Origin of the sequence: Oceanihabitans sp. 2_MG-2023 (assembly GCF_030547245.1) — a bacterium.
Lineage (GTDB): Bacteria > Bacteroidota > Bacteroidia > Flavobacteriales > Flavobacteriaceae > Oceanihabitans.
The window spans coordinates 339,199-359,950 of sequence record NZ_JAUOQT010000004.1 but is presented as its reverse complement, the minus strand read 5'-3'; the positions used below and the strand labels follow the sequence as shown (position 1 = coordinate 359,950).

Below are 20,752 nucleotides of genomic sequence, written 5' to 3'. Positions count from 1 at the left end.
ATTAGTTTTCTACGCGTGAATCTATCTGAATGCAGATAGTTTGATGCTATTAATTTATTTCTAGGAAGAAATAGTTAAAATTAACTTCAATAAATATACAAAAAAAAGATTTAACTTTTAAAGTGCATTATCCATAATATCTTGTACACATTCTGGATTTAATAGGGTACTAATATCTCCTAAATTAGAAGTGTCCTTTTCTGCTATTTTACGTAAAATACGTCGCATAATTTTCCCACTTCTTGTTTTTGGTAACCCGTTAGTAAACTGTATTTTATTTAATTTTGCTATTGGACCAATTCTATCGGAAATTAGTTGGTTTATTTCAATTCGTAAATTATCATGATTTCTACTTTCACCAACATCTTTTAATGTAATATAACCATATAGTGCACTTCCTTTTACATCGTGAGGAAAACCTACAATTGCACTTTCGGAAACAGCTGGGTGTTCATTAATTGCATCTTCGATTGGAGCTGTACCCAAGTTATGGCCAGAAACAATAATAACATCATCTACTCTACCAGTTATTCTGTAATAACCTACCTCATCTCGCAATGCGCCATCCCCTGTAAAATATTTGTTTTCATAGGCTGAAAAATAGGTGTCCTTATAACGCTGGTGGTTTCCCCAAATGGTTCTTGCTATACTTGGCCAAGGAAATTTAATACACAAACGCCCTTCTACTTGGTTGCCTTTTAATTCTTCCCCGTTTTCATTCATTAAGCAAGGTTGAATACCAATAAAAGGTAAAGTTGCATAGGTTGGTTTTGTTGGTGTTACATACGGAATTGGTGTAATCATAATTCCACCAGTTTCGGTTTGCCACCAAGAATCTATAATAGGACTTTGACCTTTACCTACATTATCATTATACCAATGCCAAGCTTCTTCATTGATTGGCTCTCCAACACTTCCTAAAACTTTAAGAGAGGATAAATCGTATTTTTCTACCAATTCTACACCTTGCTTTGCCAAGGCACGAATTGCAGTTGGTGCAGTGTAAAACTGATTTACTTTGTGCTTTTCTACAATATCCCAAAAACGTCCAAAATCTGGATAACTTGGTACCCCTTCAAACATAACACTAGTTGCCCCATTAGCTAATGGCCCATAAACAATATAGCTATGTCCTGTAATCCAACCAATATCTGCTGTACACCAATACACATCATTTTCTTTATATTGAAATGCATTTTTAAACGTATATGCTGTGTATACCATATAACCTGCAGTGGTATGTACCATTCCTTTTGGTTTACCTGTAGAACCTGAAGTATATAAAATAAATAATGGATCTTCAGCTTGCATAATTTCGGCCTTACATTGGTTAGAAGCATCGTCTAATAAAGGTTGTAGCCATTTATCACGACCTTCTTTCATTTTTATATCGGAATTGATTCGCTTAGCGACCAGAACCGTTTTTACACCAGGGCAACTTTCTAGAGCTTCATCTACAATTCCTTTTAAATCAATTGTTTTTGCACCACGATAAGAACCATCACTAGTAATTACCATTTTGCAATCGCTATCATTTATTCTAGTTGCCAATGCTGTTGCAGAAAAACCTGCAAAAACGACAGAGTGAATTGCTCCTATTCTAGCACATGCCAAAACCGAAATTGCCAACTCTGGAATCATTGGAACATAAATACAAACGCGATCTCCTTTTTTTACACCTTGCTCCTTTAAAACATTTGCAAATTTATTAACACGGTGGTGAAGTTGTTTATATGTGATGTGCTCTGCTCCTTCATTTGGATCATTTGGTTCGAATAAAATAGCAGTTTTATCCCCTCGAGTCGCTAAATGTCTATCGATACAATTTTCGGTGATATTTAGTTGTGCTCCTTGAAACCATTTTACTTCTGGTTTAGAGAAATCCCATTCTAAAACGGTATCCCATTTTTTTCGCCATAGAAAATGTTCTTCTGCAATTTCTTCCCAAAAATTCTCAGGATTTCTAACCGATTTTCTATAGACTTGATAATATTCTTCTAGGTGTTTAATGTGGTAATTACTCATAATGTGTTATTTATTTTATTTAGACACTTTGGCAAGCGCAGTGTGGTTTTTTTTTACTTTTATTTGCTTCTCAATATTATTTTCTAGCTCCTCAAAAATCACTAGATGTGACGTCATCATTTTCATTCTTTATACTATCTCGTCTCTTTGAGTAATGCGATTTTAATAGCATTGTATCGAGAACTATTTGTGAATTCCAATATGATGGCTTTTATAAACAGATTCAATTTCGTTAATTATATGTACATCATCAATAGTTGAAGGTATATTGTATTGTTGCTCATCTGCGATATTACGTAACAATTTACGTAGAATTTTTCCGCTTCTGGTTTTTGGCAATCGATTAACAACTAAAACATCTCTAAACGAAGCAACTGCTCCAATTTCCCTTCGTACATCTTGTACTATTTCTGTTTCAATTTGGTTTTTCATTTTTTCTTCACCAGACTTCAAAACTATAAGCCCCAATGGCTTTTGGCCTTTAATTTCGCAATGCACACCAAATACGGCACACTCTGCTACGGCATTGTGAGATGCTACAATTTCTTCCATTTCTGCAGTGGACAATCGATGCCCTGCAACATTAATAATATCATCAACACGACCTGTTATAAAGACATAACCGTCTTCATCTTTATAGCCTCCATCACCTGAAAAATAATACCCAGGAAAACGATCTAAATATCCAGATTTAAAACGTTCTGGGTTTTCCCAAAGATTCATTAAAGTACCTGGTGGCAATGGTAGTTTTACAGCAACATAACCTTCTACACTAGATGCTACTTCGTCACCATCTTCATCTAAAATTTGAATATCATAACCGCAAACTGGAAAACTTGCAGACCCTGGTTTTACTTCTTGTAATGCCACTCCAACCATATTAGCTAACATTGGCCAGCCACTTTCGGTTTGCCACCAATGGTCTATTACTGGAACTTTCAATTTTTCTTCGGTCCAATTTAGTGTAGCTACATCGCAACGTTCTCCTGCTAAAAATTGATATTTTAAACAGGATAAATCAAATGCTTTTAATAAGTCACCATTAGGATCCTCCTTTTTAATCGCTCTAATTGCTGTTGGAGCAGTGAACATTACTTTTACTTGATGTTCACTAATCACGCGCCAAAAAGTAGATGCATCTGGTGTTCGTATTGGTTTTCCTTCAAATAAAACTGTAGTATTTCTGTTTAATAATGGTCCGTAGGCAATATAACTATGTCCTACCACCCAACCAACATCACTTGCTGCCCAAAAGGTATCGCCTTCATTTACACCATAAATATATTTCATAGAGAATTTTAAAGCAGTTGCATAACCTCCTGTGTCTCTAATAATTCCTTTAGGAGTCCCTGTTGTTCCAGAAGTATATAATATGTAAGAAGGATGTGTTGCTTTTAAGGATATCGCTTCTACTTTAGGGGATTTCTCAACTAAAGTTGTGTAATCTACATCGTAGTTTTTATTTGGAATATCTACACCTAACTGTCTATCGAAAACGATAACACGTTCAGGTTTATTTTCAGCTTTAGCGATTGCTTGATCTACAAAAGGTTTATAAGGAATAATTTTATTGATTTCTATACCGTTGGATGCTGTAATAATTATTTTTGGCTTACAGTCATCTATTCGAATAGCTAATTCATGCGGTGCAAATCCGCCAAAAACTACCGAATGTATAACACCAATTCTTGCACAAGCTAACATGCTATATAGCGCTTGCGGAATCATTGGCATATATATAATACAAGTATCCCCTTTTTCTAGTCCTAAACTTTGTAATCCACCAGCTAATTTTGAAACTTCGTGGTGCAATTGATTAAAGGTAATATGTTCTTTATTGTTAGTAACAGGCGAGTCGTAAATGAGTGCATTTTGGTTTCCGAAACCATCTTTAATATGCTTGTCAACACACAAATAACTGAGGTTAAGCTCCCCATCTGCAAACCATTGGTTATAATTATACTTATCTTTAGATAAGATAGTATTTGGTGTTTTAAACCAATCGATTTGATTTGCTTGTTCTTTCCAAAAATGTTTTGGATGCTGAATACTTTTTTGATAAAATTCTTGGTAATTCATGACTACTAATTTTTAGAGTTTAGTAATCCAAACCAGTTAGGATTAAGCACCTTAAGCTTGATAAGCACCCAAATAATAGCTACAAAACAAATTCCCATTACTATAGAAAGCATAGGACTTGTATAGGTTTCACTTTCGAATTTAAACCTTAAAAAAAGTGTAGCAATAATGTAGATACTAATAATAATATCTGATGCTAATGGATTGATGTGAAATTTCATGTCTTTAAACTTTAATTAAACTTAGTTTGTTTGCACACAAAACCAACTTTAAAAAAACTTAAAAAACTATTTCTAAGTTACTAATTCCAGTATTTCTGAAACTATTTTTTTTACTGAAAAAGGTTTGGTTAAATACTTATCAGCTCCAAGTTTTATACCCTTTTCAATATCTGAAGCTTTATTTTTTGCAGTTAAAAATACCACCTTGACATCTTTAAAATCGTTTGTTTTTTTTATGTGTGTTAAGGTTTGATAACCATCTACATTTGGCATCATAATATCTAACAAAACCACATTAGGAATATGATGTTTTAATATCTGTAAAGCTTCACTTCCATCTCTTGCAATAAACACTTCAAAATCTTGTTTTTTGAAGGCATATTCTAACGACATGACAATATTTGGTTCGTCGTCAACAATTAAAATTTTCTTCTTCATACTTTAAGACAACAATTTACTTAAAAGGGATGGTAAAAACAAGTCTTGCACCGTTTTTTATGTCTTTTATAGCCCAAATTTTTCCGTGATGCTTTTCGACTATTTGTTTCGTAATTGCTAAACCTAAACCACTGCCTTGGGGTTTTCGTGTATTTTGATCTTGAGATTGATAAAACTTATCAAAAATATAATCGTGATCTTCGTCTGGAATCCCTTTACCATTGTCGGTTACAGAAATTTCAAGACATGTATTACCAAGTTTATAATCTACTATAATTTCACCCTTTTTTGGTAGGCAAAATTTAATAGCATTAGATAGTAAATTGGTTAGTACTTGTAAGATTCGGTCTTCATCATAATTGGTTTTAAAACTATGTGTATTTTTATTAATAATCTGGACTTCTTTTTTCTTTGCAATTTGATAAGTACTACTTATTGCTTTAGTAATAGTTTTTTGAATGTCTTGATATTGCATATCTAAATGCAAGCGCCCAGTTTCTAACTTTTCAAAATCTAGTATATTGTGAATTAAACGCGCTAAACGATCAGAATCTTGAAGAATATTTTTTAAAAATTGCGATTTAATTTCCTGAGGCATGTCATCTTCTTCATCCATTAAAAGCTCCGTTGCAGCTCGTATACCAGTAATTGGCGTTTTGAGTTCATGTGCAACCGTATCTAAAAATTCATCTTTTTGTTTATCTTTTGAAATTAATTCTTCATTAGCATCCTTAAGCTTTGAAGATAGTTGTGTGAGTTGATTAGACTTTTCTAACAATACTTTATTACTTACTATATTATCTTTAGATTCTTCTAAAATTTTTAATACTTCCACCAAACTAATCTGCTCTTCTTTTACCACACTTGCAATTAGTATTTTGGCAGAAGCAGAACCAATGCTACCTGTAAGAAGTTTTTCTGAAAAATTAATTAATCGTGCATCTGCTAATTGTGTATCTTGTGATAATTTATATTTTGTGAAGAAAATTTTTAAAGCACGAGTGGCTCTTTTATCTCCTAAAAAACGAACTAATACATTTTTAATATCCGATACATACGCTTCCCCTTTCCATACCAATGCACTATCTTGAAGTGTTGTAAAATTTTTGCTATCTACAAACATCTCGGCATAATTACGTTCTCTATAATTTCCTTTAGAAACTAGTGAAAACACTAAATAACTCAATACATTAAATGTCATGCTCCAGAAAAAAGCATGGGCTGGTGGACTTAAAAAATGGATACCAAAAAGGGCATAAGGTTTTAATGCAGATATACCAAATAACCCAAGTTGTGTAAAATCTTCTGTACCAGTGTATGCGCGTAAAGTAAAAGGTAAAACTAAAGTATATACTGCTATTAAAAAACCTACAATAATACCTATGATTGCTGCTTTTGAAGAACCTCGATTCCAATACAATCCAATAAAAAAAGAAGGTGCTAATTGAGAAATAATGACAAAAGAAATTAAGCCAATAGAATATAGAGAGAGTTCTTTTGAGAAGGAAATATAAAAGAAATATGCAGAAATAATAATTGTAAAAATAGAAATACGACGTATATTCTTAATATACTTAGAGTTACGCTCTGGTTGATTTTTAATGAATTTATCTAAAAAACCATAAGGAATAACTAGGTTATTACTCACCATGGTCGATAACGCTAAAGTAGATACAACTACCATGGAGATGACCGCTGAAAATCCACCTAAAAAAACAAGTGTTGCTAAAAAGGAGTTTCCATTTTCTAACGGTAACAATAACGAATAATACTCTGCATTTTGTGTAGAACCAAAAGTGAGTTTTCCAGCCCAAGCAATAAAAATAACAAAGAGATTAAAAAGCAGCAAATAGAGAGGAAAGAGCCATATTGCTTTTTTTAAATGCTTCTCTCTATTGTTCTCTAAAACGGATACTTGAAATTGTCTTGGTAATAAAAAAATAGCCATAAAAGACAAACCAATTAGAAAAAACCAATTAAAACCATCTTCTACTCCACTAAGTGTGGTAAGTTGTTTAAAATTATCGGTTATAGATATTTGATTATAAATAGCTGTAGTACCATTAAACAAATAAAAAGTAACATAAGCACCAATGATTAAAAAGAAAACTAATTTCAATATAGATTCGAAAGCTACAGAAGCAATTATACCCTTATGTTTCTCGGAAGCATCTGTATTTTGTGTTCCAAAAAAAGCCGCAAAAATAGCTAGTATTAAAGCGACATAAAATGTAGAATCGTCGATAACAGCAGTTGAAATATAACTAGTGTCATCAGACATAATTTCGAAAGTTTCTGAAACTGCTTTAAGCTGTAATGAGATATAAGGTAAAGTACCAAATAAACAAATAATAGTTACTAATGCTCCTAAAAATCTATTGTTTCCGTAGCGAAGAGAAATAAAATCTGCTATAGATGAAATTTTATGTTGCTTAGAAATTCTAATAATCTTTCTAAGTACAACAATCCATAAAGGAGCTGCTATAACTGGGCCTAAATATATAGGTAAAAAGTTAATCCCAGAATTTGCAGCAATTCCTACACTACCATAATACGTCCAAGCCGAGCAATATACAGCTAAAGACAAAGTATATACATACGGATTATTAACCCATTTGCTTTGGCGTTTCTTTTCCGCAAGAAAAGCAATGTAAAATAACACTGCTAAATAGATAATGATAATAAAAATTAAAGCGTAATTATTCATAGTGGCGTTTTAAAACGATATATGAAATAATTATAGATAACAACCAAATAGAAAAAATAGAGAAATATAAGGTTGGTACACCAAAAACAGCACCTTGAAAATTAAAAACAAGTATAAAAGGGATATTAAAAATTAAAAACAATGCTATAGATAAAACTACTAGTTTTTGTTCGTGACGTTTTTTCATTCGGTTAAAAATAAATTGGATTTTATTCTACTAATATAAGAAATCAGCACTACATAAATGTAATGCTGATTTGCTAACTAACTAAATTAAATCAAGTTCTAATAATTTATAGTAGAACTTCAATCTAATGGTCTGAAGCTTCCCCTGCTCCAGAAGGTATTCTTATACTTTCTACCATATCTTGTACATCTTTGGGGGGCTCTACTGTCATACGAGAAACGACTAAGGAAATCACAACGTTAACACACATTGCAACAGTACCAAACCCTTCTGGAGATGTACCAAACCACCAATCTTCACTTGTTCCTCCTCCAAACATGTTTAATTTAAATTTCATCATGTAGAATAACATTAAAACGATACCTACAACCATTCCTGAAATAGCACCTTGGCTATTCATTCGCTTATCAAAGATTCCTAAAATAATTGCTGGGAAGAATGATGCAGCTGCGAGACCAAATGCGAGCGCGACGACTGCAGCTACAAAACCTGGCGGATTAATACCAAAGTAACCAGCAATTAATATTGCTACAAAAATGGAGATTCTTGCAGCTGTTAATTCGCCTTTATCCGAAATGTCTGGTTTTAATTGCTTTTTAATTAAATCATGAGAAATAGAAGTAGAAATTACTAGTAATAATCCTGCTGCTGTAGACAAGGCCGCAGCAAGTCCACCAGCTGCTACTAATGCAATAACCCAATTAGGTAAATTGGCAATTTCTGGATTAGCTAACACCATAATGTCTCTATCTACATATAATTCGTTTGTTGCTTCACTAGCATTGGAAACCATACGCTCACCATGTGCTCCTCTTGCATCCGTATAGACTGGTTTTTTACTTGATAAAGCACTACCTGCTACATATTGAATTTTCCCATCTCCATTTTTATCAGCCCAAGCAATTAAGCCCGTGTTTTCCCAATTTTTAAACCATTCAGGAATTTCAGAATATTCTTTATTACTAACAGTTTCAATTAAATTTGTTCTTGAAAACACTGCAATAGCAGGAGCTGTAGTGTAAAGAATTGCTATTAAAAATAAAGCATAACCAGCAGATTTACGAGCATCTTTTACTTTAGGTACTGTAAAGAAACGTACAATCACGTGCGGTAATCCTGCAGTTCCTGTCATTAATGCTAAAGTAATAGCAAAAACATCCCAAGTAGATTTTGTTCCGCTAGTATATTCGTTAAAACCGAGTTGTGTATGTAATTTATCTAGTTTATCTAATAGAAACTCGCCGCCTTCTACTGTCCCTCCCATTCCTAATTGCGGAATAATATTCCCTGTCATTTGCATAGAGATAAAAAATGCTGGAACCATAAAAGCAAAGATTAAGACACAATACTGTGCTACTTGTGTATATGTAATTCCTTTCATTCCTCCTAAGAGAGCGAAAGTTAAAACGACTGTCATTCCAATAATAACACCCAAGTTAATATCGACTTGTAAGAACTGAGAAAACACGATACCAACGCCTCGCATCTGACCAGCAACATAAGTAAACGATACAATTAGCGCACAGATTACTGCTACGGTTCTAGCCGTGTTAGAATAATATCTATCGCCAATAAAATCAGGGACAGTAAACTTACCAAATTTACGTAAATAAGGTGCTAACAATAAAGCTAATAGCACGTATCCTCCAGTCCAACCCATCAAATACACGGAACCATCATAACCAGCAAAGGAAATGATTCCCGCCATACTAATAAAGGAGGCTGCAGACATCCAATCGGCAGCTGTTGCCATACCATTTGCAAGAGGAGAAACACCTCCACCAGCAACATAAAATTCTTTAGTTGAGCCTGCTCTAGCCCAAATTGCTATTCCGAAATATAAGGCAAAAGTAATTCCTACTAATAACCACGTCCAAGTTTGTACACTCATAATATTTTTATTTTTTTTAGGTTTCCTTTAGTGTTTAATTTTATTGCTACAAATTCTAAAGAAAAAGAAGAATCGCATTAAAACTATAAAGCAAACATTTAGTTATTAGTTAAGACTACTCGTCGAAACCGTATTTTTTATCTAGTTTATTCATTAATCTTACGTATACGAAAATGAGTACTACGAATACATAAATGGATCCTTGTTGTGCAAACCAGAAACCTAGTTTAAAGCCTCCAAGTCTTATTTCGTTTAACTCTTCTCTAAATAATATGCCGCATCCAAAGGATACTACAAACCATATGACTAGTAATATGATTAAATATTTAAGATTTTCTTTCCAATACGCAGATGCGTGTTCTTGTTTTTCGCTCATAATAGTTCGTTATTTTATAGATATATCATTGCTTGAAGAGAAATAATATTTTCATCTAAAGCACCAAATTGTTGATTTTTATATTCTAAAGTTAGCTTAGAGTTATGGCCACTCATAAAAGCATTTATCCCCACACCCAAAGTAGTTCTGTCATCGCTTACAGCATCATAGTTATGCATACCATAGCTTAGATAAGGTTGAAATCTTGTTTTCTTTTTATCTCCATTAAATACATAGCCTACATGAGCATATAACATGCTTCCAGTTCCATAAGCACTGTATAAATAATCTTTTCCATAGTCACTATTTTGATACACTGCATAAGCTGTAATTGCGCTACCTTTATCTCCAATTGGTGCATCATAAAATGCATCTAAAGCAAAAATAGAAACATCCTCTCCTTTTAAATCAGGATTTAATAAAGTACCATCATCTACAACAGATCCCTTAGGATGTAAAAAGAAACCCGCACCTACATTAAATACTTTTTTTCCGCCTAAATAAGTTCCAACTTTATAAGGTAAAAAATTCGATTCTTGATCGAAAAAGTGATAATCAAAGTAACCGGCATAGGTTTTACCTGCATCTTTAGAACCTAAAGAAGAACGACCATTATAAACAGCATCTTCTCCAGCGACTGGAGTTCTACTATCTAAAGTTGCATTGGAAGCATCATTAATAGCAACACGGTATTGAAGCTTGTTAAAACTACCTTTTGCAAAAATTCCTAAGTGACGTGCAAATTGATCTGACAAACCTATAGTAGCCCAAGATTGGCGATTATTATCTAAGGTCATCATATTTAAAGTACTTTGATTATTTAATCTAGAAATACCATTAAAATAATGTAATCCACCACCAACAGTGTGGTTAGCACCTATGTTATATTGTGCCCAAACATCATGAAAAAAGAGTTGAGATCCATCTCCTTTTCCGGTTGGACTTAAGGTAGTACTTGTTAAACTGTTTAGTCCAAAATGTGTTAGGATTAAAAAGTCTTTGTTAATTTGAGCAAACATTAAAACACGAGCACGACGTAAATTAAAATTTAATTTACTGTTTTCGTTTCCGTTTGCATCAAATGTTTCATCTGTGTTGTAATTGGCTTGAACTTGCGCCCAAGAAATTAGCCGAAGATATTTAGAACCATCTTCATTAAATTTAAACTTAAGTCCTCCAGAATAATCTGGAGATCCTTGCGCTTTAATATATTGAAAGGACATTAAAAAGAGTCCAACCAATAAAAGGATTTTTTTTCTCATTGTTTAAAAGGATTAGTTAGTAATTGGTTTTGTGTGCACCACTAAGCTCTTAAAAACAATCTGTTAACAAAAAATTAATATATCTATTTGTTAATTTAGTATACTAATCTTTAAAACGCTCCCATTTAATAAGCATAAATTTATCTCCTAACTCAGTAACTACAACTCCTGCTCCTTTTATATTTTCAGAATTACTAAAATATATTCCCAGCTCTAAAGCATTTAAAATCTTGTATGTTGGATGATAATTAGAATTATATGGTCGTTTAATATTGTATTTTTTAACCCAATTCATAATGCTTACATGAGAAATACCTAAAATACGTTCGATTTCCCGATAGGTTAATCCTTCTAAATATAATTGCAATGATTTGTTTACGTAATAATCATCTATCTTCTTCCCTATCTTATTTACAGAGAAAAAGTAATTACATTTTTTGCACTTATAACGTTGTCTGTCGTTAACAATTCCACTTTTAATGTAATGGTCGGAACCACAATTTGGACACAAATCTATATTCATATATATTAATTTAGCATAAATATATTAAATTAGCAACTTAATTTTTATTAAAATGTTAAAAAATCATTGTTTAATCATAAAAAAAGCCCAAAAATCATGAATACTTATAATTTTAAGGGCTTATTTTAATAAAATGAAAAAACAGAAAACTAATACGCAACTATATTAAGTATTAAAAAAAACTTCTTCTTCTGGTGTTAATAATCTAGAATGGATTAAAAAACGTAGCCCTAAAGGTATCTCTAAAGAGAAACTTGCGCCTCTACCTTCGGTTATATCAACAGTTAAATGTGTATGCTTCCAGTATTCAAATTGATCTTGATTCATATAAAAATTTACGCTATTTAAAGTTCCTAAAAGGATATCACTTTCGTCTAAATACATATCTCCTTTTTCAAAAACCATTGGTGCAGAGCCATCGCAACAACCACCACTTTGATGGAAGATTAATTCCCCATGTTTAATTTTTAATTGTTCTAAAACCTTTGCCGCTTTTTCTGTTATTGCAATTCTTTCCATATTTAAAGGTATAAATTATAAAGGCTGAATTTTAATAAATCCAGCCTTATTTTTGCTATTAATCTACTACTAAAAGAAACCTAATTTATTTTTATCGTAAGAAATTAACATGTTTTTAGTTTGACGATAGTAGTTTAACATCATCACATGGTTTTCTCTACCAAATCCAGATTTTTTATAACCTCCAAATGGAGCATGTGCAGGATATGCATGGTAACAATTTACCCAAACACGACCAGCTTTAATAGCTCTTGGTATTTGGTATAATTGGTGTGCATCGCGCGTCCAAACTCCAGCTCCCAATCCGTAAAGTGTATCGTTAGCGATTTCTATAGCTTCCGCTTCATCTTTAAACTTGGTAACACAAGCTACAGGGCCAAAAATCTCTTCTTGAAAGACTCTCATTTTATTATGGCCTTCTAATAATGTTGGCTTGATATAAAATCCGTTTGCTAAATTTCCTTCCAATGAATTCGCTTCTCCTCCTGTAAGTACTTTAGCTCCTTCGTCTGTTCCGATTTTAAAATACGATTGAATTTTCTCATATTGATCGTTAGATGCTTGTGCTCCAACCATGCAATTTACATCATATGGGCTGGATTGTATGATGGCATTTGTTCTTTCAATTACACGTGCCATAAAAGCATCGTAAATATCTTCTTGCACTAAAATTCTAGAAGGGCACGTACAAACTTCCCCTTGATTAAAAGCAAATAAAACAGCACCTTCAATCGCTTTATCTAAAAATGCATCATCATGATCCATCACCGAATTAAAGAATACATTTGGCGATTTTCCACCAAGTTCCATCGTTACAGGATTTAAGTTTTTTGAAGCATATTGCATAATTAATTGTCCTGTGGTAGTTTCTCCAGTAAAAGCCACTTTATCTACACGAGAACTTGACGCTAAAGGTTTTCCAGCTTCTGGTCCGAAACCATGAACAATATTTACTACTCCAGGAGGAAATACTTCTGCTATTTTCTCCATTAGTAAAGTTGCAGAAGATGGTGTTTGTTCTGCAGGTTTTAAAACCACACAGTTACCAGTTACTAAAGCTGGAGGTAATTTCCAGGATAGCATTAATAATGGGAAATTCCATGGAATAATTTGACCAACAACACCTAATGGCTCCTTAATATTCATCGATAATGTGTTCTGGTCTAACTCGGTTGCGCTTCCCTCTTCCGAGCGAATACAAGCTGCAAAATAGCGCCAATGATCTACTGCTAAAGGAATATCTGCATTTAAGGTTTCCCGAATTGGCTTACCATTATCACAGGTTTCTACCAATGCAAACTCTTCTAAATTTGCTTCAATAATATCTGCTACTTTATTTAACAAAGTAGCACGTTCTGTTGCTGAGGTATTTCCCCAAGCTTCCTTTGCCGCATTTGCCGCATCTAAAGCTAGATCAACATCTTCTTTTTGCGATCTTGGATATTTAGCTATTAAACTATTATCTATTGGAGATGTATTTTCAAAATACTGACCTCCTATAGGATCGACAAATTTCCCGTTAATAAAATTGCCATATTTTTCTTTAAATTGTGGTTTAGAATAACTCATTTTATTTAATGTTAAATTAGTAATTAGATAATTTATTAATTCAAAAAATACATTATCTTTATTTTTGATAAAGTTATTTTATCATATTCTAATTAACTTGAACATATTTATCATAGTTTAGAACATATCTATTATTTAGATAATTATGAATTGAAATTTTGTAATATTGAGTATGAAGTCCATAATAAGTCAACATAGAAACAATAGAAAACTCACCACTTTGGTGGAAAATAGAACTACGTATAATGCGGATTATGCAGAGCTTAATATATTTGAAACACACGCTTTCGCGGAAAAAGTATCGCTAACGTTTAACTTTCCTATTATAGCAAGTATGCTTGCTGGAAAGAAGATTATGCATATTGATGGTTTTGAAGCTTTTGATTTTTTTCCTGGCGAATCGGTTGTGATGCCAACCAACAAAGAAATGGTTATTGATTTTCCTATGGCAACAAAAGAAAATCCGACACAATGTTTAGCCTTAGGTATTGACGCATTTAAAATTGAAGAGGTTGTTGAAAAATTTAATCAGCAAGTAGCTATTGAAAATGAAAACAATACTTGGGATTTAGACGAAACTACTTCACATTTAATAAACAATACAGATGTTAACCATTTAATTGAAAGACTTACCTACACTTTTACCAACAACAATAAATCTAAAGATGTATTATTAGATTTAATGATTCAAGAACTCATTGTTAGACTCCTACAAACAAAGGCCAAATCTTTAATAATAAACGATCCACATCAAATTTTTAACGACACCAGAATTGGAACAGTTATTAAATTTATTAAAGATAATTTAACTAACAAAGACATATCTGTAGATGTTTTAGCCAAGAAAGCATACATGAGCACTTCGCATTTTCATAAACAGTTTAAAAACACATTAGGCATCTCTCCTATTGATTATATAAATTCGGAAAAGATTAAATTTTCAAAGAAACTTATTAAACAATCTAAAGATTTTAGAATGTCGGAAATTGCATTTAAATCTGGGTTTAATAATACGAGTTATTTTAACAGACAATTCAAAAAAATGGAAATGATGACTCCGCAACAATTTAAGGCATCTATAAATAAGTCTTAACTGTGCTTCATTCTTTTAAAATACGCTTTCGCTTCTTTTACTACTTTTGGCGCTAAAATTAAAGTTGCTGTCATGGTTGGTATTGCCATTAAGGCAAACACACCATCAATTAAATTAATCATTAAAGCCAAAGAGGTTGTTGCTCCAAGAAGGATACTTAAAATATAGAAATAATTATAGTAATGTTTGTTTTTGTCTCCTATTAAAAACGATAAACATTTTCCGCCATAGTATGCATACGAAAACAAAGAAGAGACACTAAAAACCACAATACAAACAAGTAATAAATACCTGCCAAAAGTTGGCATAGCTGCTCCAAAAGCATTTGCTGTTAAACTCACGCCATTTGCTTCGGTAGTTTGCCAAACACCAGTAACTAATATTGCCAAAGCGGTTAGTGTACAAACAATTAAAGTATCAATTGCAGGACCTAACATAGCGACTAAACCTTCACGAATTGGCTCGTTGGTTTTTGCTGCTCCATGTGCTAAAGGTGCTGTACCAATACCTGCTTCGTTAGAAAATGCACCACGACGAATTCCTAAAATAATTAATCCACCTAAAAGTCCACCCAAAAAAGCATCTCCTTTATAATTTTCGGCAGCAAAAGCATCTGTAAAAATAAGCTTGAAATAGGTTGGAACTACTTCCGCATTAGCGAATAAAATAATAAGAATCAGCACAAAATATAGCAATACCATAGATGGCACTAACTTAGATGCCACTTTACTTATTCGGTTTAAACCTCCTAAAATAACTACCGAAGTTATAGTTACTAGAATAAGACCTATTATTAAATTAGAAGTAAAATTAACAGCAACACCATTTGGTTTTAAAACAATATCATTAATAGCTTGCGTTAACTGATTCACATTAAAAACGGGTAATGCACCTATTAATCCGCAAAGACTAAAAAACACTGCCAAAGGCTTCCAGTGTTTTCCTAAACCTTCGGTAATAAAGTACATGGGTCCACCTTGAGTATTGCCTTTACTATCTTTTCCTCGGTACATGATTGCTAAGCTAGAAGTAAAGAATTTGGTAGACATACCAATAATAGCACTAATCCACATCCAGAAAACAGCTCCTGGTCCTCCAATAGAAATTGCCACAGCAACTCCAGCAATATTTCCCATTCCAATGGTAGATGATAATGCCGTAGTTAAGGCTTGAAAATGGGTGATTTCTCCAGCATCTTCTTTATTGTCATATTTACCACGAAGCACTTGAATGGCATGCCCTAAGTAACGAAATGGAAGGAATTTAGACAAAAAAAGTAGATACAACCCACCTCCTATTAATAATATTAGTAATGGAAGTCCCCAAACGAAGGAGGCAAAATCGGCAATAAATTGGTCTAATATTTTCAACGGCTTCTATTTTTTTTATAAATGTATTGAAACGAATTGACTTTTAGATTTTAAAAAGGTAATTTAGTTCCTTTATTATTCATCAATCAAAATCAAAATCATGAAATTATTAAAACTATTATTCGCTTTTTGCTTTGCCTTTTCTTTACATGCACAAAATAATACTACCGAAAAACATTTCAGGCATTTAAGGTACAACCATGTATCACCTTATATTGATCTTGCTGGAATTCACCCTATCTCAAAAGAAGAAGCGCAAAACACATCACATTATAAATTTACTTACGATGCTTCGGAAAGGCTCACCGAAATTATTAACAACCATTATCACACCGAAAAGAAACACCCTCTTGCCTCTATTGGTGTGTATAGAATGGTTATTACTTATGAAGATAACAAGGAAACCAGAATCTTTTTCGACATAAACAATAAACGAATTACAAACGATCGAGATGTTTATAAAGAAGTCTTTTCTTATGATGCAAAAGGATTTAAAAATAAGTTAGCATTTTATAATTTAGAGGATGACGCAACCGAAACTAATTGGAAAATAGCTACCTACCAATGGTCAAAAACAAAAAATGGGATTATTGAAAAACGCTTTAATCTTAAAAACGAAGCGGTTCCTGTATCTCCTTATTTTGCATTTGGTACTACACGTATAGAAGTGGATGAAAACGGCATACCAAAAGGACATTACAATGTAAATGATAAATTAGAAACAACCGAAAACGCTGCTGGTGTTGCTTCTTACCAAGACACTTATGATGCTATGCTAAATCATGTAAAATACACATATCATGATAAGGACAACAATTTAACAATGAACCAATGGCAATTTTCAATTGGCGAAAAAGTATATGATAGTATTGGTAATAATATACAGCTTAACTATTATGATACCGAAGGGAAATTCTTAAGAGATCGATTTGTATATTCTAATACCAAAACAACTTTAAGTACAGTAGCTACCAAAAAAGATTCTACAGAAATTAAAGAAAAAGCATTGGGTTACCTTATTGGTTTACAACAATTAAAACCAGAATTAATGAATACGGTTATGAATGATAGCCTAAACAAAGTTACCATTGGCTGGGATAGAGCAACTAAAAAGGAATACTCCAGAAGAACCACAAAAGCACAAATGATAGAATTTGCTAATTCTTGGAATAAATCGAATACCATGTTTCCAGATCCACCAAATAACAAGGTAACTATACTTGACATTTACAACCGTATTGCAAATGTAAAATTGGTTTCAGATAATTGGGTAGAATATCTACACCTCATGAAATTAGATGGTACCTGGCAAATTGTAAACCTTATTTGGCAACATAAAGATATTAATCGCTATCCTAAAGAGTAAGCATAAAAAAGACCTAGCTAATAACTAGGTCTTTTTTTTTAATAAGTATTATTAATCCTATTTTCCCAAATACACTAAAACATTGTTTTCAATTCGTTTTTGAATATTAGAAACATCTGCTTTTACAAATGGCTCTCCCATGATGTTCTCGTAAAGTTCAATATATCTTTCGGAAACTGTTTCAATGTACTCATCGCTCATTTCAGGAACGGTTTGCCCTTCTAATCCTTGAAAGTCATTTGCAATTAACCATTGGCGAACAAACTCTTTAGACAGTTGTTTTTGTGCTTCCCCTTTATCCTGTCTTTCTTGGTAGCCATCGGCATAAAAATAACGCGAGGAATCTGGTGTATGAATTTCGTCAATTAAAACAATTTTCCCGTCTTTTGTTTTACCAAATTCATATTTGGTATCGACCAAAATTAATCCGCGAGATGCAGCAATTTCCGTTCCTCTTTGAAATAATTTTCTAGTGTAGTCTTCTAATATAAGATAGTCTGCTTCCGATACTATTCCTTTTGCTAGAATGTCTTCTCTAGAAATATCTTCGTCATGATCTCCCATTTCTGCTTTGGTTGCAGGCGTAATAATTGGATTAGGAAATTTATCGTTTTCTTGCATTCCTTCTGGCATGGTTACACCACAAAGCATACGCTTTCCAGCTTTATATTCTCTTGCTGCATGACCAGACATATAACCACGAATTACCATTTCTACTTTAAAAGGTTCGCATAAATGACCAACAGCTACGTTTGGATCTGGCGTAGCGGTTAACCAATTTGGCACTACATCTTCGGTAGCTTTCATCATACTAGTTGCTATCTGGTTTAGTATTTGCCCTTTATATGGTATTCCTTTAGGCATCACAACATCGAACGCAGAAAGTCTGTCTGTTGCAATCATTACCAATTCTTTATCATCGATATTGTAAACGGCTCTTACTTTTCCCTTGTAAAGGCTTTTTTGATTTGGAAAATTAAAGTTAGTATCTATAATTGTGTTACTCATTATTTGTATGCTTTTGGCCAATAGCGATAGCCTTTTGTGTTTTTATTTTACGTAATGCTTTTTTAGCCCTGATTGCAGTGGCATCCTTTTTATGTTGGTTCGAGCACATTTGCTTTTTTGCAAATTTGTATCGAGGAGCAACATAAAAAGATATAACGGAAAGCAGGTTCCTGGCTACTAAAAAAATTAAGCTTCTATATTTTCAATATTTCTATATGCGGCAATTACTTTTTTAACTAATTTATGACGAACCACATCTTTATCGTCTAAGAAAATCATACCAATACCTTCAATATCTTTTAAAACCAACAAGGCTTCTTTAAGTCCGGAAACGGTACGACGTGGCAAATCTATTTGTCCGGGATCTCCTGTTAAAAGAAATTTTGCGTTCTTTCCCATTCTGGTTAAAAACATTTTCATTTGTGCATGTGTGGTATTTTGACCTTCGTCTAAAATTACAAATGCATTATCTAAGGTACGACCACGCATAAATGCTAAAGGTGCAATTTGAATGGTTCCATTTTCTATGTAATGTGCTAACTTTTCTGGAGCAATCATATCTCGCAATGCATCGTAAAGAGGTTGCATATATGGATCTAATTTTTCTTTTAAATCACCAGGAAGAAATCCTAGATTTTCACCAGCTTCTACCGCTGGACGTGTTAGAATAATTCGTCTTACTTCTTTGTTTTTTAACGCTTTTACAGCTAATGCAACGCCTGTATAAGTTTTACCAGTTCCAGCTGGACCAATAGCAAAAACCATATCATTTTTATGCATAAGCTCCACCAATTTACGTTGGTTTGCAGTTTGTGCTTTAATAATTTTTCCGTTTACACCATGAACAATAGCTTCTCCGCTTTTTGTACTTGTAGCATAGTCGTCACTAGTATTGCTAGTTAATACACGTTCAATAACGTTCTCGTCTAACTTATTGTATTTGCCAAAATGCTGCATTAACATGGTAAGCCTCCTATCGAACTCATCTAAAAGCTCCTCTTCTCCGTAAGCTTTAATTTGGTTGCCTCGAGCAACAATTTTTAATTTAGGAAAGTACTTTTTTAATAGTTTAATATTTTCGTTTCCAGCTCCAAAAAATTCTTTTGGAGTAATTTCTTCAAGTTCAAGTATTAATTCATTCAAAAGCGCATCGATTTAATTATATTAATCTGTTCCATTTTATTAGATTTGTTATCCAATTAGAAAGCTAAACAAACTTAAACAATTTTAAGGTGTATTATGTTAAAAAAATATCAACAATAATTCATGGCAATAATAACTTTAACGACAGACTTTGGGGAGAAAGATCACTTTGCTGGCGCGATAAAAGGCGCTATTTATAGTGAAATGCCTGATGTTAGAATTGTTGATATCTCACATTCTGTTTCTCCTTTTAATATTCCAGAAGCTGCATATATTATTCAAAATGCGTATAGTAGTTTTCCAGAAGGTACCATTCATGTTATTGGTATTGATGCAGAAATAAACCCAGAAAACAAACATATTGCCGTAAAGTTAGATGGTCACTATTTTATATGTGCCAATAATGGTATTATGAGTATGATTTGTGCAGAAATTGCTCCAGAAAAAATTGTAGAAATTAATATTCATGATAAAATAATAACTAGTTTTCCTGTTTTAGATGTGTTTGTAAAAGTAGCAACACATATGGCGCGTGGTGGTACTTTAGAAGTGATTGGAAAACCGATAAAAGATATAAAACCTATTAAAAACATTCATCCTTTTGTAAACGACGAAAAGACACAAATTATAGGAAGCATTATCTATATTGATAATTATGGTAATGTGGTAACTAATATAAGAAAGTCGTTTTTTGAAGAAATACAAAAAGGACGTGGTTTTGAAATTTCTGCTAGAAATTACAAGTTTAAAACCATTCATAAAAAATATAGCGATATTATTAATTTTGATACTCCTGAAGAAAAAAGACACGATGAAGGACGTGGTGTTGTGGTCTTTAATTCTTCTAATTATTTAGAAATCGCATTGTATAAAAGTAATACACAAACCGTTGGTAGCGCATCGACATTAATGGGTTTAAAACTTAGAGATACGGTAACCATTAATATTAATAAAGTTTAATCCGTTTACGCTTTC

18 protein-coding genes are annotated in these 20,752 nt (G+C 32.8%); 3 read left to right on the top strand and 15 right to left on the bottom strand.

What is annotated here, in order from left to right:
• Nucleotides 1–117: 117 nt before the first annotated feature.
• The 12 genes from acs to Q4512_RS11000 form a co-directional block, all read right to left on the bottom strand.
• Nucleotides 118–2,025 (bottom strand): acetate--CoA ligase, encoded by a 1,908-nt coding sequence (gene acs / locus Q4512_RS11055; protein WP_303424404.1) that lies wholly within the window; start codon nt 2,023–2,025, stop codon nt 118–120.
• 183 nt (nt 2,026–2,208) lie between these two features.
• Nucleotides 2,209–4,104 (bottom strand): acetate--CoA ligase, encoded by a 1,896-nt coding sequence (locus Q4512_RS11050; protein ID WP_303424403.1) that lies wholly within the window; start codon nt 4,102–4,104, stop codon nt 2,209–2,211.
• A gap of 5 nt (nt 4,105–4,109) precedes the next feature.
• Nucleotides 4,110–4,325, bottom strand: coding sequence for a hypothetical protein (locus tag Q4512_RS11045; protein ID WP_303424401.1), 216 nt, complete (start codon nt 4,323–4,325; stop codon nt 4,110–4,112).
• Nucleotides 4,326–4,397: 72 nt separating this feature from the next.
• On the bottom strand, nt 4,398–4,763 hold the full coding sequence (locus Q4512_RS11040) for a response regulator transcription factor (RefSeq protein WP_303424400.1): 366 nt from the start codon (nt 4,761–4,763) through the stop codon (nt 4,398–4,400).
• A gap of 16 nt (nt 4,764–4,779) precedes the next feature.
• A complete protein-coding gene (locus Q4512_RS11035) occupies nt 4,780–7,470 on the bottom strand; it encodes a sensor histidine kinase (RefSeq protein ID WP_303424398.1) in 2,691 nt (896 codons plus the stop codon).
• A complete protein-coding gene (locus Q4512_RS11030; protein ID WP_303424396.1) occupies nt 7,463–7,657 on the bottom strand; it encodes a hypothetical protein in 195 nt (64 codons plus the stop codon). Before Q4512_RS11030 ends, Q4512_RS11035 begins: the two co-directional genes overlap by 8 nt.
• A 124-nt stretch (nt 7,658–7,781) precedes the next feature.
• Nucleotides 7,782–9,548: a sodium:solute symporter family protein gene (locus tag Q4512_RS11025; protein ID WP_303424394.1), complete on the bottom strand. Its 1,767-nt coding sequence runs from the start codon at nt 9,546–9,548 to the stop codon at nt 7,782–7,784.
• 115 nt (nt 9,549–9,663) lie between these two features.
• Entirely contained in the window at nt 9,664–9,924 is a 261-nt protein-coding gene (locus Q4512_RS11020) for a DUF4212 domain-containing protein (RefSeq protein WP_303424392.1), read from the bottom strand.
• A 14-nt stretch (nt 9,925–9,938) separates the two neighbouring features.
• Nucleotides 9,939–11,186 (bottom strand): hypothetical protein, encoded by a 1,248-nt coding sequence (locus tag Q4512_RS11015; RefSeq protein WP_303424391.1) that lies wholly within the window; start codon nt 11,184–11,186, stop codon nt 9,939–9,941.
• Nucleotides 11,187–11,289: 103 nt separating this feature from the next.
• Complete coding sequence (locus Q4512_RS11010; protein ID WP_303424389.1) at nt 11,290–11,709, bottom strand: terminase gpP N-terminus-related DNA-binding protein; 420 nt, start codon at nt 11,707–11,709, stop codon at nt 11,290–11,292.
• A 165-nt stretch (nt 11,710–11,874) separates the two neighbouring features.
• Nucleotides 11,875–12,228 (bottom strand): DUF779 domain-containing protein, encoded by a 354-nt coding sequence (locus Q4512_RS11005; RefSeq protein ID WP_303424388.1) that lies wholly within the window; start codon nt 12,226–12,228, stop codon nt 11,875–11,877.
• A 69-nt stretch (nt 12,229–12,297) separates the two neighbouring features.
• Entirely contained in the window at nt 12,298–13,797 is a 1,500-nt protein-coding gene (locus Q4512_RS11000) for an aldehyde dehydrogenase family protein (RefSeq protein WP_303424386.1), read from the bottom strand.
• Between the two features lie 172 nt (nt 13,798–13,969).
• Here Q4512_RS11000 and Q4512_RS10995 point away from each other — a divergent pair, with 172 nt between their 5' ends.
• Nucleotides 13,970–14,890, top strand: a complete 921-nt coding sequence (locus tag Q4512_RS10995; protein ID WP_303424384.1) for an AraC family transcriptional regulator N-terminal domain-containing protein — start codon at nt 13,970–13,972, stop codon at nt 14,888–14,890.
• On the opposite strand, the gene Q4512_RS10990 is transcribed toward Q4512_RS10995, so the two are convergent.
• Nucleotides 14,887–16,260: a sodium:alanine symporter family protein gene (locus tag Q4512_RS10990; protein WP_303424382.1), complete on the bottom strand. Its 1,374-nt coding sequence runs from the start codon at nt 16,258–16,260 to the stop codon at nt 14,887–14,889. The two genes, Q4512_RS10995 and Q4512_RS10990, sit on opposite strands and share 4 nt — an antisense overlap.
• Before the next feature lie 100 nt (nt 16,261–16,360).
• On the opposite strand from Q4512_RS10990, the gene Q4512_RS10985 reads away from it, so the two are divergent.
• Entirely contained in the window at nt 16,361–17,626 is a 1,266-nt protein-coding gene (locus Q4512_RS10985) for a nuclear transport factor 2 family protein (protein ID WP_303424381.1), read from the top strand.
• A gap of 57 nt (nt 17,627–17,683) precedes the next feature.
• Here the strand turns inward: Q4512_RS10985 and Q4512_RS10980 are convergent, their stop codons facing one another.
• Together Q4512_RS10980 and Q4512_RS10975 are read right to left on the bottom strand one after the other, a co-directional pair.
• The gene (locus tag Q4512_RS10980) at nt 17,684–18,634 is read right to left on the bottom strand and encodes a phosphoribosylaminoimidazolesuccinocarboxamide synthase (RefSeq protein ID WP_303424379.1); all 951 of its coding nucleotides are present in this window, start codon (nt 18,632–18,634) and stop codon (nt 17,684–17,686) included.
• A 186-nt stretch (nt 18,635–18,820) separates the two neighbouring features.
• Nucleotides 18,821–19,777 (bottom strand): PhoH family protein, encoded by a 957-nt coding sequence (locus tag Q4512_RS10975; RefSeq protein ID WP_303424377.1) that lies wholly within the window; start codon nt 19,775–19,777, stop codon nt 18,821–18,823.
• A gap of 123 nt (nt 19,778–19,900) precedes the next feature.
• Here Q4512_RS10975 and Q4512_RS10970 point away from each other — a divergent pair, with 123 nt between their 5' ends.
• Nucleotides 19,901–20,737, top strand: coding sequence for an S-adenosyl-l-methionine hydroxide adenosyltransferase family protein (locus Q4512_RS10970; RefSeq protein ID WP_303424375.1), 837 nt, complete (start codon nt 19,901–19,903; stop codon nt 20,735–20,737).
• Nucleotides 20,738–20,752 lie beyond the last annotated feature (15 nt).